Source organism: Pseudomonas gingeri (assembly GCF_013386165.1).
Classification (GTDB): Bacteria; Pseudomonadota; Gammaproteobacteria; order Pseudomonadales; family Pseudomonadaceae; genus Aquipseudomonas; species Aquipseudomonas gingeri_C.
Genome location: NZ_JACAOS010000016.1, coordinates 606,411 through 621,048 on the forward strand (window position 1 = coordinate 606,411; position 14,638 = coordinate 621,048).

Here is a 14,638-nt window from a genome sequence, read left to right on the forward strand (position 1 = left end):
CCACCATCGCGAGCAAGCTCGCTCCTACAGAAGAGCAGGCGGTGTTCAGCGCGGCTTCTGGCTGAACGCCGAAGCCGCAATCCCCCACTGTCCCAACCAGTAGGCAATGATGATCAGGTACGGCGCCGCAGCGAACTTGACCACGAAGCGGTCGATGCCGATCAGGCTGTCGGAGAAAGCAAAGGTCAGGGCACCCGCCGCCGCCAACAGGGCCGAGCGCCTGGGCACGTCGGTGCCCAGGCGGGCCAGCGCGCGCCAGAGCATGGCGCTGATGGCCAGGGCATATACGGTGACGGGAATCAGCAACTCGCCGAGCCCCTTGGACATCAGGATACCCAGCAACCCGGCACCGATCAGCAGGGCCAGCAACAAGGGCAGTGGCGCCAGCCGACGGCAGTCGCTCAGGTACGCCTTGAGGTAAGCCAGGTGGGCAACCAGGAACGCGCCCAAACCGAACACGAACAGATCACCCGGCCAGGCCAGCAGCACATCCCCGAGCAAGGAAAAAATCAGGCCCAGGCTGATCCAGCGCCGATACTCGGACGGCGGTGCATCGTGCAACCAACCGAGCAGGACCAACACCGGCACCGGCTTGGTCAGCAGGCACAGCATCGGCATCTCGATACTCACGCCGTAGAGGAACGCGGCAGCCCCCATCAGGGCGAGGATCAGCCAAGGCATCTCAGTTCACCGTGATCGGGCAGTCGAAGCTTTCTGCCGGCGCGGCTTCCGGTTCCCAGGGTTGCTGGTAGGTCAGGCGCAAACGCCCGGTGCCGGCGGCGAAGGCCTGGAAGCGCCAGGTCGATTGACCGCCGCTGCCGACCAGGCCGTTGTCATCCGGGTTGTGGTAGACCTCCGGACCGAGGCTTTTCAGCACGCCGCCCGCCGAGTCCTGGATGGCCCAGCGGTAGCCGGTGGTGGGGTTGCTGGGCAGGCTGAGGATCATGTTCTGCCCGGTCTTGAGTTGCATCGGGCAGTCACTTTGTTTTTCCAGCGTCACATTCTGGCGCGGTTGCTGGGCACAGGCGGCGAGCATGGCGAGGCTTAACGGCAGCAGCAGGCGAGTCGGGGTCATAGTGTCTCCAGTTATTACAACGATGACCGAGCATAACCTGTGGAGCTGGACTTGCACCAATGCGGGGATTGGAGGGGAGGGGGTGTCTTGATTCGTCATTGCGATCAACGCGGTCCTTGTGGGAGCTGGCTTGCCAGCGATTGCGGTTCATCAGGCGACAAAAAATGTCGACGGTTAGATCGCAATCGCCGGCAAGCCAGCTCCCACAGGTCCGGGCATGGGCGTTAACTGGCGCTGTGCCTGGATGCAGATGGTGGCGTCTAGAACAAGATCTTCGCCGCATCCGAGAAGCGCTTGGCGAAGTGCACTGTAATGCCGTCCTTCAAGTAATCCGGCAACTCCTCGAAGTGCCCGCGGTTAGCCTCCGGCAAGATCAGCTCGAAGAGCTTCTGCCGCCGCGCCGCAATCACCTTTTCCCGTACCCCGCCAATCGGCAGGACATGCCCGGTCAGGGTCAGTTCGCCGGTCATCGCCACGCCCTTTTTCGGTGGCTGGTTGCGGGCCAGGGACAGCAGCGCACTGGCCATGGTCACCCCGGCACTCGGGCCATCTTTCGGCGTCGCGCCTTCCGGCACATGCAGGTGCACAAAGGCCTTGTCGAAAAACTCCGGATCGCCGCCAAACTGGCTGAGGTGCGAGCTGACGTAGCTGTAGGCGATCTCCGCCGACTCCTTCATCACCTCCCCCAACTGCCCGGTGAGCTTGAAACCCCGGTTGAGGGTATGGATGCGGGTGGCTTCAATCGGCAAGGTGGCGCCGCCCATGCTGGTCCAGGCCAGGCCCGTGATCACACCGACCCCGGACAGCACCTGCTCGTTGCGGAACACCGGCATGCCCAGCGCGGTTTCGAGATCCTTGTTGCCGATCTTGATCGTCGTGTCCGGCGCGTCCAGCAGCTTGACCACCGCCTTGCGCACCAGCTTGCCCAGTTGTTTCTCCAACTGACGGACCCCGGCTTCCCGGGCGTAACCGTCGATCACCGCGCGCAAGGCGCCATCGCTGATGCTCAAGGTGCTTTTGCTGACGCCGGCCTTTTCCAACTGCTTGGGCCACAGGTGGCGCTTGGCGATGGCGACTTTTTCCTCGGTGATATAACCCGACAGGCGAATCACTTCCATGCGGTCCAGCAACGGGCCCGGGATCGAGTCCAGGGTGTTGGCGGTGCAAATGAACAGCACTTTCGACAGGTCCAGGCGCAGGTCCAGGTAATGGTCGAGGAAATCCACGTTCTGTTCCGGGTCGAGGGTTTCCAGCAGCGCCGATGCCGGGTCGCCCTGGAAGCTCTGGCCCATCTTGTCGATCTCGTCGAGCATGATCACCGGGTTCATCACCTCGACCTCTTTCAAGGCCTGCACCAGCTTGCCCGGCTGGGCGCCGATGTAGGTGCGGCGGTGGCCCTTGATCTCCGCCTCGTCACGCATGCCGCCGACGCTGAAGCGATAGAACGGCCGGCCAAGGGATTCGGCGATGGATTTGCCGACGCTGGTCTTGCCCACGCCCGGCGGCCCAACCAGCAGGACGATGGAACCGCTGATCTCGCCCTTGTAGGCGCCGACCGCGAGGAATTCGAGAATGCGGGCCTTGATGTCATCCAGGCCGGCGTGATGCTGGTCGAGGACCTTGCGCGCATGCTTGAGGTCGAGCTTGTCTTCGCCATACACACCCCAGGGCAGGGCGGTGGCCCAGTCCAGGTAATTGCGGGTGACGGCGTATTCCGGCGAGCCGGTCTCGAGGATCGACAGTTTGCCCATCTCCTCGGTGATGCGTTTTTGCGCTTGGGCCGGCAGGACCTTGCCCTGCAAGCGCTGCTCGAACTGTTCGACGTCGGCACTGCGGTCGTCTTTGGTCAGCCCCAGCTCCTGCTGGATGACCTTGAGCTGTTCCTTGAGGAAGAACTCGCGCTGGTGCTCGCCGATCTTGCGGTTCACCTCGGCGGAGATTTCCTTTTGCAGCCGCGCGACTTCGACTTCCTTGCGCAGCATCGGCAGGACTTTCTCCATGCGCTTGAGCATCGGCACGCAGTCGAGCACTTCCTGCAACTCGTTGCCGGTGGCCGAGGTCAGGGCGGCGGCGAAGTCGGTCAGCGGCGACGGGTCGTTGGGGCTGAAGCGGTTGAGATAATTCTTCAGTTCTTCGCTGTACAGCGGATTGAGTGGCAACAGCTCCTTGATCGCATTGATCAGGGCCATGCCGTAGGCCTTGACCTCGTCGGTCGGCTCGCTCGGCTGGTGCGGGTATTCGACTTCCACCAGGTACGGCGGGCGATGGTGCTTGAGCCAGGTGCGAATGCGCACCCGGGTCAGGCCCTGGGCGACAAACTGCAACTTGCCGCCTTCGCGACTGGCATGGTGCACCTTCACCAGGGTGCCATACTCGGGCAGGGCCTTGGTGTCGAAATGGCGGGTGTCTTCGCTGGGTGTGTCCATGAAGAACAGCGCCAGGGAGTGGTGATCGGACTTGCTCACCAGTTCCAGGGTTTCGGCCCAGGGTTCTTCATTGACGATCACCGGCAGCACCTGGGCCGGGAAGAAGGGGCGGTTGTGGATCGGGATGATATAGACCTTGTCCGGCAGATTCTGCCCGGGCAATGCCAGGCCGGTGCCGGAGGCGCTCTCGGCGTGGAGGTCGTCAGCGGTGTGTTCGGTGTCGGCCTGTAGGGTCGGATGTTCAGGGAATTCCTGCTGCTCGCTCATGGGGCACCTGCACAGTGATATATGCCAGTTAGATGGGGCGAGCCGCTGGTGGTTTCAATGGTCTAGGGTTATAGCTTTATGAAACTCGGCCGATAGTTGATGAATATGCGTTGTACAGAAGTGTTTATCATGTAGAGGTTTTGCCGGCAGAGCGGTTGTTCGTCGACTTTGCCAGAATAGTGGCTAATGGCCCCATTTGCCGCGTGCTCTTCTCTGCAACCCCCGGTAATCTGCACTTGTGAAACGCTTTCATGCCAAGGTCGGCCCCCCACGATCACACACCTATGAGTAGTTGCTGCATGGCCCGCCCAACGTCGTTGACCGGATTGTTGCTATTTGTTGCATGCTTGCTCTCGAGCGGCCTGAGTATTGCCGCCGGTTTCCAGGCCGAGATCGTCGATCAGGACGGCAAGCCCTTGGCGAATGTGGTCATGACCTTGCAGGGCGATGTGCCGCCGCCGGCCTATACCCTCAAGGCCGACATGGACCAGCGTGACAAACAGTACGATCCCCATGTGCTGGCGGTGCATACCGGCACCCAGGTCCGCTTTCCCAACAGCGACAACATTCGCCATCAGGTCTACTCCTTCTCGACGCCCAAGCGCTTCGAATTGCGTCTGTACGAAGGGACGCCGTCGGATCCGGTTCTATTCGACAAGCCGGGTGTCGTGGTGCTGGGTTGCAACATCCATGACTGGATGCTTGGCTATATCTACGTGACCGACGATCCCTGGTTCGCGGTCAGTGATAAAAAGGGCATCATCCGTTTCGACAAACTGCCTGCCGGCCGCTACCACGTCACGCTCTGGCATCCCCAGGTGGTTGATATGCTGCCACAGCCGGGTGGCGAAATCGGTGTGTCCGCCACGGACCTGAAGCAACGTTTCAGCCTGTCGATCCAACCACTGTCGCCGGACGCACCTGCGGCGCCGGCTCCGAGTACTTTCGGCGATGCCTTCAATAAAGCTGTCAGTGAAACTGCGAAGTAGCTTTCAGGCGCGGGTCGCCTGCGTCCTGATCCTGCTGTTGCTGGTGGTGGTTGGCGCACTGTATTTCAGCGTCAAGGCGGCCACCAACAGCGCGATCCGCAGCCAGGCCAGTGAGCAATTGCAGCTCGGTACCCGAGTGTTCGAACGTTTATTGGACGTCCAGGGCCGGCGCCTGAGCGATGGCGTGCAACTGTTGGCCGCCGATTTCGGCTTTCGCGATGCGGTGGCCAGCGGTGATTCGGCGACCATCCGCTCGGTGCTGATCAACCACGGCAAGCGCATCAATGCCAGTGACATGATTCTCCTGAGCATGGACGGCAAGGTGCTCGCCAGCACCCTGGACGACGCGCCCGAGGGTTCACAGTTCCGCTATGACCAGGCCTTGCGCGAAGCGCGGCGGGCCAAGCAATCGACCCTGATCGTGCCGTTACAGGGCCAGCCGCACCTGCTGGTGGAAGCCCCGGTGCTGGCGCCCCTGCCGATTGCCCGGGTGGTGATGGGCTTTTCCATGGACACCGCGTTTGCCCGCGAGCTGCGTTCGTTGAGCAACCTGGAAGTGTCGTTCCTGACCGTGGACATGCAACAACCCGGGCAACTGGTGAGCACCCAGCCGCCGGCCATGGCGCAAAGCATCGAGCACCTGATGCTCGCCAATGCCACGAAACACATACAGGAACTGACCGAATACGAGCAGCACAGCTTCCTGAGCAAGACCTTGATGCTGGCCAGCACGGCCGACGAAAATGACAACCAGGTCATCGCCTTGCTGCAAAGTCCCCTGGATGCGGCGATGCAGGCGTTCGCGCCGCTCGACCAGAACATCCTGTTTATCGCCCTGATTTCGCTCCTGGCGTCCCTGGTCGGCGCCTTGTTGCTGGCGCGCAGTGTTTCGCAGCCGGTGCGGGCGTTGGCCCAGGCGGCGGAGCGGATCGGCCAGGGCGATTACCAGACCCCGGTGCCGCTCAAACGCAGTGACGAACTGGGCCTTCTGGCCACGGCCTTCAACTCCATGCAAAGCGGCATCGCCGAGCGTGAACAGCAACTGGCGCACAACGCCTTGCACGACCGCCTCACCGGCCTGCCCAACCGGGCGTTGGTCATGGAGCGCCTGGGCAGTGCGATCAGCGCCGGGCGTCCGGTGGCCCTGATCTATCTGGAGATCGACAACCTGCGGGCGATCAGCGAAGCCGGCGGCCCCGAGGCGGTCGACCTGATGCTGCAACATGTCGGTCAGCGCCTGCTCGGCTCCCTGCGGGCCGGCGATACCGTGGCGCACCTGATCGGCAGCGAATTCCTGCTGTTGCTGCAGGGCACCGCCAGTGATGGCGCGGTCGCCACGGCGGACAAACTTCAGCAACTGTTGCTCAAGCCGCAGCGGATTGCCGAGCATGACGTGGCCCTGGATTGCCGGATGGGCATTGCCGCCTTCCCGGAGGACGGCCAGGCCGCGGAAGAGCTGCTCAGTCGCGCCGCCATCGCCATGAAAGACGCCGAACAGATCCCGGGCCGGATCCAGATCTACGAGCAGGGGCGCGACCTGGCACACCGGCGCCAGGTCACCCTGATTCGTGACTTGCGCCATGCCGCGTCCAATGGCGAGTTGCTGCTGCATTACCAGCCCAAGCTGGATATCCGCCAGGGTCGCGTGCGTCAGGCCGAAGCCCTGCTACGCTGGCAACACCCGCAGTTCGGCATGGTTTCGCCGGCGGAGTTCATCGTCCTGGCCGAACGCACCGGCAGTATCCAGATCCTCACCCATTGGGTGATCGAGGAGGGGATACGGCAGTTGTCGGAGTGGAATAAGCGTGGCCTGCGGCTACAGTTGTCGTTGAATATTTCGGCAGACGACCTGCTGGGCTCTGACCTGACCGACCGGGTCTCGGCGCTGCTCAAGCAATATCGGCTGCCGGCCGAACAACTGATTTTCGAGATCACCGAAAGCGCCGTGATGCGTGAGCCCGAGAAGGCCCTGAAGGTCCTGCACCGGCTGCGCGAGTGCGGCATCAGCCTGTCGGTGGATGACTTCGGTACCGGTTACTCGTCGCTGGCGCACCTCAAGCGCCTGCCGGTGCAGGAACTGAAGATCGACCAGTCCTTCGTTCGCGACCTGGATGAAACCAGCGAGGACGCGGTGATCGTCCGCTCGACCATCGAAATGAGCCACAACCTGGGGCTGAAGGTGGTCGCCGAGGGCGTCGAATATGCACACAGCCTGCGCTTGCTGGAGCGTTGGCATTGCGATACTGCCCAGGGTTACCTGATCAGTCGTCCGCTGACCGCGGCGGCGTTCGAGGCCTGGGTTGCCTTACCTTTGGGTTCACCGTCTGTTTTGGTTCATTGACTGCCATGAAGCGTTTATCTCTTTTGCTCTGCGGCCTGGCTTGCCTGGGTGCGCAACCGGTACTGGCCGACAACGGCCGTTTGATCGCCACGGGTGGGGCCAGCAGCCTCGAAGGCCCGGCGGGCGGCGGTATCACGCCCTGGGCGATGCTGACCGGCTATGGCGAACAGAACGAGTGGAGTGCCACGGCGTTCGCCACCACGGTCAATCTCCCGGACTACCGGCTGGATGTGGCCGGGGTCGCGGCGTCCTATGACAACCGCGTGGAGGTGTCCTTTGCCCGCCAGCGCTTCGACCTGGGTTCGCTGGTCAGCAAGCTGAGCCTGCCGGAGGATCATCTGGGGCAGGACATCCTGGGCGTCAAGGTGCGCTTGTTCGGCGATGTGATCTACGACCGCTTGCCCCAGGTGTCCCTGGGCCTGGAGTACAAGCACCAGACCAACTTCGAGATTCCGCAACTGGTGGGCGCCAAGCGCGATCAGGACGTCGAAGGCTACCTGACCGCCAGCCGCCTGTTCATGGGCGCGGCCTTTGGTTACAACCTGCTGGTCAACGGCGGCGTGCGCTACAGCCGGGCCAACGAACTGGGGCTGATGGGCTTTGGTGGTGACCGTCGCGATACCCGCACCTTGCTCAAGGAAGGTTCCGTGGCGGTGCTGTTCAACCCGCGCTGGGCCATGGGTGTGGAGTATCGGCAGAAGCCGGATAACCTGTCGTTTTCCGGTGAGAGCGATTGGGCTGACCTGTTTATCGGTTACTTTCCGAACAAGCACGTGTCCTTTGTCCTGGCCTACGCCAAGCTCGGAGAAATCGCGACCCTGGATAACCAGAACGGCACCTATCTGTCCGTGCAGGGGAGTTTCTGATGCGGGTTTTGAAGTTGCTGGTGATCATTGCCCTGTTGGCCGGTTGTGCCCAACAACCGCCCAAGGATGACAGTCTCTATCGTGATCTGGGCGAGCGGGCTGGGATTACCCGGATCGTCGAGGGCATGTTGCTGAACATTGCCCATGACCCTCGGATCGTCGAGCGTTTCCGCAAGATCGATATCCAGCGCCTGCGGGATAAATTGGTCGAACAGTTCTGCGTCGAGGCGGGCGGGCCTTGCGTGTACACCGGCGACACCATGGCCGAGAGCCACAAGGGCCAGAACGTCAGCCGCAGCGACTTCAATGCGCTGGTGGAGGACCTGATCGCGGCGATGGATACCCTGGGTATTCCGGTGCCGGTGCAGAACCGCCTGATTGCGCGGTTGGCGCCGATGCGGGGTGAGGTTATTCAGCACTAGGCTGAATAACTCCGAACTTAGTGGCGTCCGTGCAGGTATCGGTTCAGGCGCCGCCGAATCTACGGCTGTTCCCGCCCGCGCTTATTCATCGCCGAATTGAGGGTGGCGGCTGTACGCAGGTTAGTCGACCGTCGCGTCCGAGAGCGCCCTGCGCACAACCACCATAAAGTGCAGGCAGTTAAAAGGCACCTGAACAGGGCGTTGCCGTTGGTCAGGACTGTCATTTCTGACAGTAGAGTCTTGTCCCGCGTTCTTCTAGGGTCATGCTCACAGGCATCTTGTTTCAAGTGCTCAACGAGTTTGGGACTTGGCGGTCGCGAGTGTCAGGGTGGCAATGAGGAACTGTCATGAGTAACGACCGGGTTTCAACAAGTGACAAAGCGATAAATGAGCAGCCCACGGGCGGGATTCTGGCCTGGTGGCACAACGGTGACGAGATGCGGATGCTGGAGAAAGTGAGCTCCGGGGTCTCGACAATGACCACTAATTCGCTCGGTATGATGCTGGCGATCAAAGGAGGGGAAGTGCTGGCCTGGGATGGTAATGGCAGCACCACAACCACTCCGGTTGCGCAGGAGGCGAAGTCCGGTGTCAGCGCCATCGCCCTTGGTTATAACGAACGCCCCGCCCGCGTCAGCTCGTTGGCGCTGAAGGCGGGAAAAGTCCTCTGCTGGCAGGACTATCCGGTGTTCTCCGAATTGATAGTGCCGGAGGCCGCGCAGTCGGGGGTGACGGCCATCGCCATTAACGGCCGTTGGGGCATGGCGCTCAAGCAAGGCGTGGTGCTGCTCTGGGAGATCAATACGTCGGAACTCTTGCATGTCCCGGAGGAAGCCCAGTCAGGGATCAAAGCCATCTCCATTGAACCACATACCGGCGGCCAGGCCATGGCCCTCACCGAGCATGGCCGGGTGCTCTGCTGGTCGCCCGGCACCATCCGCCTGATAGACGTGCCGGATCAGGCACTATCCCGAGTCAGCGCCATCGCCAATGACGATGCCCACTGGGTGGCGATCAGAGGCGGTGGGGTCTTGGCTTGGCACCACCGAGGAGGGTTGAATGTGATGCCGGTGCCGGATGCAGTGAAGTCCGGCGTGAGCGCCATCGCTATTCGCAACGAGCGGGTGGTGGCGCTGAAAAACGGCGGAGTCATCGACTGGACCTTCGGCGAGACCGAGACCAGGCCTGTCCCTCCTCAAGCGCTCAGCGGTGTCCTGGAAGTTGACACCTCCAGTTTTTCCCTGATGGTGTTGAGGCAGGATCCATGAAGCGTCTTCCTTGCTCGGGACAGCCTGCTTGATCGAGTGCTAAACCTGTTGAGAGCTTTGGAATCGCGGAGCTGGTGAGAGTCAGGAACCAAGGTCATGAGCGATGACAGGGGTTGGACGTCAGGCAGGACTGGCATTGCCCTGAAGGGCGCTGCGCTTCTGGGCTGGGTGACATTGTGCATCCAGCTCTACCAGAATTGCCAGGATGCGGGGAGTCTGTTGGGCGGACTGGATGTCTTCTTCAGTTACCTGACGGTGTTGTGCAATATCCTGGTGGCACTGGTACTCAGCTGCGCGGCGACATCGGGGGATTCGGCGGCGCGGCGTTTCTTTCTCAGACCTTCGGTTCAGGGCGGCGCGGCGGTCAGCGTGGTGCTGGTCGCGCTGGTGTACAACCTGTTGTTGCGCGATTCATGGAGTTCCGAGGAATTCCAGTGGGTCCCCGATGAATTGATGCACGACGTGATGCCGGTGCTGTTTTTGCTCTATTGGTGGTTCTGTGTGACCAGGGGGCGCTTGCTGTGGCGGGATGTGCTGCCATGGCTGATCTGTCTGCTGGCCTACTGCGCTTACCTTCTGCTGCGCGGATACCTGATCGGCGCCTACCCCTATGACTTCATCGATGTGAACACGTTGGGTTATCCCCAGATGTTTATCAATGCCGCAATGGTGGTGTTGGGATTCACGCTGCTATCACTGCTGGTGGTTGCCGTGGATCGCTGGCGCGGCAAGCGCTGATGGATTGCCGTTGGTCAGGACTGTCATTTCTGACAGTAGAGACTTGTCCCGCGTTCTTCTAGGGTCTTGCTCAACAGACACCCTGTTTTATGAGCACTCAATCGATTGGGGCTTTGCAGTCGCAGGTGTCGCGCTAGCGAGGAGCCAAGTTCATGAGCGACGGTATGGTTTTAACGCAAAGCGGGGGCGGCATTGCCGTTAAGATCGCGGCGGCGCTGGGATGGCTTGCCTTGATCCTCCAACTCTATCTGATCCTCATGTCGCGCTGGCAGGGCGACAAGAGCCTGTTGGGTGGGGTCGATATCTTCTTCAGCTATTTCACGGTGCTGACCAATATCCTCGTGGCGGTGGTGCTGACCTGCGCGGCAACATCAGGGGATTCGCCCGTGCGGCGTTTCTTTCTCAATCCCAAGGTCCAGGGCGGGGTGGCCGCCGCCATTGTGCTGGTCGGGCTGGCGTACAACCTGCTGCTACGCCATACGTGGAACCCCGAGGGCCTGCAGTGGGTGGCCGATGAGTTGCTGCACGACGTGATGCCGGTGCTGTTTGTGATCTATTGGTGGTTTTGCGTGCCCAAGGGCACCTTGCAATGGCGGGATTTCTGGCCGTGGCTGATCTATCCGGCGGTCTACTTCGTCTACGCCCTGGTGCGTGGCTACTTTGTCGGCGCTTACCCCTATCCTTTTATCGATGTGGGCCAGTTGGGTTATCCACAGGTGTTTATCAATGCGCTGATGGTCCTGGTGGCTTTTGTGGTGATCTCACTGGTGGTGATTGCCGTGGATCGCTGGAAAGGCAAGGCTTGATCGAAGAGGCTCGCAAACAAGGCGGCCACCGAGAGGTGGCCGACTTCTTCATACACATTGAAGGATCCGCTGGGCTGAGCTGCGCAACGAACCTCAGAACGTGGTGCGCAAACCGAATTCCACGCTACGCCCTGGCGCTGGTGCGATATCCCGCAGGATCGAACTGGCGTAGCGCACGGTCTGGTTGGTCAGGTTGTCGCCCTTGACGAAGGCCAGCCACTGGCTGCTGCCGATGTCGAAGTGATAACCGGCGCTGGCACCGAAGGTAGTGTAGCCCGAGGTCCCGGTCTCGTTGGCCGGCACTCGCCCTTGGCCCGCCGCATGCTCGACGTCGATCCGAGCCTGCCAGCGATCCAGCTCCCAGAGCAGGCCACTGTTCAGGCGCAACGGGGCGATCCGTGGCAGCGCTTCGCCGGTGTCGAGGTTGGTGGCCCTGGTGTAGTCCCCGGACAGTTCCAGTGCAAATTTGCCGTAGGCGCTTTCGCCGAGTTTCCAGTGATCTTGTGCCTCGAAACCGGCGAAGCGTGCGCGGACCCCGGAGTAGCGGTATTCGGGAATCCCAGCCGCATCTTCCTGGCCTTCATCGTTGAGGGTACGACCGCTGCCGAGCAGGCCGATGTAGTTGGAGAAATGGCTGTAGAACACCCCGAAGCTGCCCTTGTGAGTGCCATTGTCGAAGCGCAGGGCCAGGTCGCTGGACACGGCTTTTTCCTTCGACAGGTTGGCGTCGCCCAGTTCATAGGTGCCGGTCGCCACGTGGGCGCCGTTGGCGTACAGCTCGTAGAAGGTTGGCGCGCGTTCGGTGTAGTTCAGGGTCGCGGCCACGGACCAGATCGGCGTCAAGGTGTAGATCGCGCCCGATGACAGGCTGCCGGCGGTGAAGCTGCTGGAGCGGTCGGCGGCGGCGAAGCGTTCGTTGCCCTGGGCGTCGGGGTCGATGCGGGTATGTTCCAGGCGTCCGCCGAGGCTGAAGGTCAGGCGCTCGCTGGCCTTGAGCTCCTCCAGCAGGAACAGTGCACCGCTGTTGGTGTCGGTCTGCGGGACGAAGGCTTCTTCGCCCAGCGCCGAGAACTCGTTGCGGCTGGCCTGCGCCCCGATCACCCCGTTGAACGGCCCGAGGGGCAAGTGCCGGGCTTCGACCCGGGCTTCATAACCCTTGTTCTTGAAGGTGGTGCCGACTTGCCCGTCTTCGATCTCGCTGTGTTTGTACTCGGTGTAGCCGGCATCGAGTTTCACCGAACTGAAGGGGCCTTGCAGGTTGCGGATTTCCGAGGCGAAGGCGTAGTGATCCTGCTGCATGCGGATGCGCACGTCCTGCTCGGCGGGGGAGCCGTAGTTGGAGTCGTAGTTGCTGTAGGACAAGCCAGCGTAGCCGTCGTCCCAGGTGTAGGAACCGCCGACTGCGCCGCCGTCCTGGCGCCCATCGCTGTTACCCAGGCGGCCCTTGCGTTGATCCGTGTCTTCGCCGGCCGGCGCATTGCGGTCGCGGGCGAAGCCTGGAATGCGCAGGTCGTTGAACTCGCGGGCGTTGGCATCCAGGTGCAAGGCGAAGGTGCCGTCACCGGCTTCCAGTTTGCCGGCGCTGCTGCGGGTGGTGTCGGCGCCGCCGTAGCGCAATTCCCCGGCGCCGTGGATACCGTCGATGGCGGTGGTGGGGATGCGGTTGTCGAAGGTATTGACCACACCGCCGATGGCGCTGCCGCCGTAGAGCAGGGCGGCCGGGCCGCGGACGATTTCAATCCGTTCGACATTGACCGGGTCCAGCGGCACGGCATGGTCGTAGGAGAGTGCCGAGGCATCCAGGGCGCCGACGCCATTGCGCAGCAGGCGGATACGGTCGCCATCCTGACCGCGAATGATCGGGCGACTGGCCCCCGGACCGAAATACGAGGACGACACGCCGGGCTGCTTGTTCAAGGTTTCGCCGAGGCTGCCTTGCTGTTGCAGGGTCAGGTCGTCGCCCTCCAGCACGGTGCTGGGGGAGGCCAGTTGCTGGCTGCCCAGTGGGTTGCCGGTGATGACCTGGGGTTGCAAGTCCAGGGCGTAGGCCGGGGAGGTCATCAGCAAGGCGGCGGCCAGCGGGGTCAGGTGAGAACGCAGGGGAGAGGAGAGGGACATCGGTGTTTCCTTGGCATGCGGGGCGCGAAAGAGTGCGCCTTGAGTCAAATGAAAGGCTGGAGCGGTCGTGGGGTGTGATTGTTAATGTTTCTCATATGTTATGACATAACATAACTTTTTTGTCAGAAAAACAAAACCCTGAGCGTTTCCGATTGCAGCGCTAGACTTGAAGCAGGAGCTGTTCTTGCGTTGGATCGCCAGCAAGTTGGCTCCTACAAGACTGTCGCTCGTGCGCAAGCTGCGTGCTGTATCAGAGCGGTCTTACAGTCATTTCAGATACGGGGCGCCTTGTCTTCGCCCGTGGCTCTTCCCCCCGCCCCAAGGCTCGGCTAAGGTGCGCGGCTTCTTCCATTTCCTGACCTGAAGGCCTGGCATGACGGCATCGAACAACAACCCTCTGCATGGCGTGACCCTGGAGCAGATCCTCAATGCCCTGGTGGCCCATTACGAATGGGAAGGGTTGGCGCAACGCATCGATATCCGTTGCTTCAAGAGTGATCCGAGCATCAAGTCGAGCCTGACCTTCCTGCGCAAGACGCCGTGGGCGCGGGAGAAAGTCGAGGGTCTCTATATCAAGCTGGCGCGGACCAAGCGCGAGCTGTGAGCGCGGGAGCCGGAGCGATGCGCAGCGCTGTGGAAACCTCGGGCGGCTGGCGGCGGATCCTGCTGATGGGCGCGGCGTTGCTGGGCTGGAGTGGGTTGACGATCCAGCTCTATCTGCTGCTGATTTTCCGCTGGCAGGTGGAGGCCAGTCTGATCGGTGCGCTGGTGACCTTCTTCAGTTTTTTCACGGTGCTGACCAATACCCTGGCGGCGACGGTGCTGACCTGTGCGCTGACCTCGCGGGATTCAGCGGGCAAACGCTGGTTTCTCAAACCGTCGGTGCAGACGGGTGTGACGGTGAGCATCGTGGTGGTCGGGCTGGCCTACAACCTGTTGCTGCGCCATTTGTGGCATCCCCAGGGGTTCCAACGGCTGGCCGATGAACTGCTGCACGACGTGATGCCGGTGTTGTTCGTAGGTTATTGGTGGTGCTGCGTAAAGAAGGGGACGTTGCGGCTGTGGGATGGGTTGCCCTGGGCAATCTACCCCGTGGTCTATTTCGCCTATGTGCTGTTGCGCGGACATTTGATCGGGGTGTACCCGTACCCGTTTTTCGATGTGGACAAGTTGGGTTATCCACAGGTGTTTATCAATGCCGGGCAGATTCTGCTGGGGTTTTTGCTGGTGTCGGGGTTGTTGATTGCGCTGGATCGGTGGCGGGGCAGAGTGTAGGGCAGGCAGTGCTTGCACCAGCGAAGAGGTCATTTAGGTTTGTATTG

At 61.6% G+C, this 14,638-nt stretch carries 13 protein-coding genes; 9 read left to right on the plus strand and 4 right to left on the minus strand.

The window, feature by feature from the left end:
- Positions 1–45: 45 nt before the first annotated feature.
- From HX866_RS19105 to lon, 3 genes are all read right to left on the minus strand, one after another.
- Complete coding sequence (locus HX866_RS19105) at positions 46–681, minus strand: lysoplasmalogenase (RefSeq protein ID WP_177140245.1); 636 nt, start codon at positions 679–681, stop codon at positions 46–48.
- A 1-nt stretch (position 682) separates the two neighbouring features.
- Positions 683–1,075, minus strand: a complete 393-nt coding sequence (locus tag HX866_RS19110) for a protease inhibitor I42 family protein (RefSeq protein ID WP_177103714.1) — start codon at positions 1,073–1,075, stop codon at positions 683–685.
- A 260-nt stretch (positions 1,076–1,335) separates the two neighbouring features.
- Positions 1,336–3,768: an endopeptidase La gene (gene lon / locus HX866_RS19115; protein WP_256261418.1), complete on the minus strand. Its 2,433-nt coding sequence runs from the start codon at positions 3,766–3,768 to the stop codon at positions 1,336–1,338.
- A 299-nt stretch (positions 3,769–4,067) separates the two neighbouring features.
- Between lon and HX866_RS19120 the strand changes: the two genes are divergently transcribed.
- The 7 genes from HX866_RS19120 to HX866_RS19150 all read left to right on the plus strand — a co-directional run bounded on the left by HX866_RS19120 (position 4,068) and on the right by HX866_RS19150 (position 11,198).
- A complete protein-coding gene (locus HX866_RS19120) occupies positions 4,068–4,757 on the plus strand; it encodes a methylamine utilization protein (protein ID WP_371316741.1) in 690 nt (229 codons plus the stop codon).
- Positions 4,741–7,098, plus strand: coding sequence for a putative bifunctional diguanylate cyclase/phosphodiesterase (locus HX866_RS19125; protein ID WP_177096544.1), 2,358 nt, complete (start codon positions 4,741–4,743; stop codon positions 7,096–7,098). Before HX866_RS19120 ends, HX866_RS19125 begins: the two co-directional genes overlap by 17 nt.
- A 5-nt stretch (positions 7,099–7,103) precedes the next feature.
- Positions 7,104–7,964, plus strand: coding sequence for a DUF3034 family protein (locus HX866_RS19130; protein WP_177103716.1), 861 nt, complete (start codon positions 7,104–7,106; stop codon positions 7,962–7,964).
- Complete coding sequence (locus HX866_RS19135) at positions 7,964–8,386, plus strand: group I truncated hemoglobin (RefSeq protein WP_177103718.1); 423 nt, start codon at positions 7,964–7,966, stop codon at positions 8,384–8,386. The genes HX866_RS19130 and HX866_RS19135 overlap by 1 nt, the downstream gene beginning before the upstream one ends.
- A gap of 347 nt (positions 8,387–8,733) precedes the next feature.
- Positions 8,734–9,654 (plus strand): hypothetical protein, encoded by a 921-nt coding sequence (locus HX866_RS19140; protein WP_177140246.1) that lies wholly within the window; start codon positions 8,734–8,736, stop codon positions 9,652–9,654.
- A 96-nt stretch (positions 9,655–9,750) separates the two neighbouring features.
- Positions 9,751–10,392: a Pr6Pr family membrane protein gene (locus tag HX866_RS19145; protein WP_177140247.1), complete on the plus strand. Its 642-nt coding sequence runs from the start codon at positions 9,751–9,753 to the stop codon at positions 10,390–10,392.
- Positions 10,393–10,544: 152 nt separating this feature from the next.
- Positions 10,545–11,198 (plus strand): Pr6Pr family membrane protein, encoded by a 654-nt coding sequence (locus tag HX866_RS19150; protein ID WP_177140248.1) that lies wholly within the window; start codon positions 10,545–10,547, stop codon positions 11,196–11,198.
- A gap of 93 nt (positions 11,199–11,291) precedes the next feature.
- Here the strand turns inward: HX866_RS19150 and HX866_RS19155 are convergent, their stop codons facing one another.
- Entirely contained in the window at positions 11,292–13,316 is a 2,025-nt protein-coding gene (locus tag HX866_RS19155) for a TonB-dependent receptor (protein ID WP_177103721.1), read from the minus strand.
- A 373-nt stretch (positions 13,317–13,689) separates the two neighbouring features.
- Here HX866_RS19155 and HX866_RS19160 point away from each other — a divergent pair, with 373 nt between their 5' ends.
- Together HX866_RS19160 and HX866_RS19165 are read left to right on the plus strand one after the other, a co-directional pair.
- Entirely contained in the window at positions 13,690–13,920 is a 231-nt protein-coding gene (locus HX866_RS19160) for a VF530 family DNA-binding protein (protein ID WP_177096558.1), read from the plus strand.
- 17 nt (positions 13,921–13,937) lie between these two features.
- Complete coding sequence (locus HX866_RS19165; RefSeq protein ID WP_177140249.1) at positions 13,938–14,591, plus strand: Pr6Pr family membrane protein; 654 nt, start codon at positions 13,938–13,940, stop codon at positions 14,589–14,591.
- Positions 14,592–14,638: the final 47 nt, after the last annotated feature.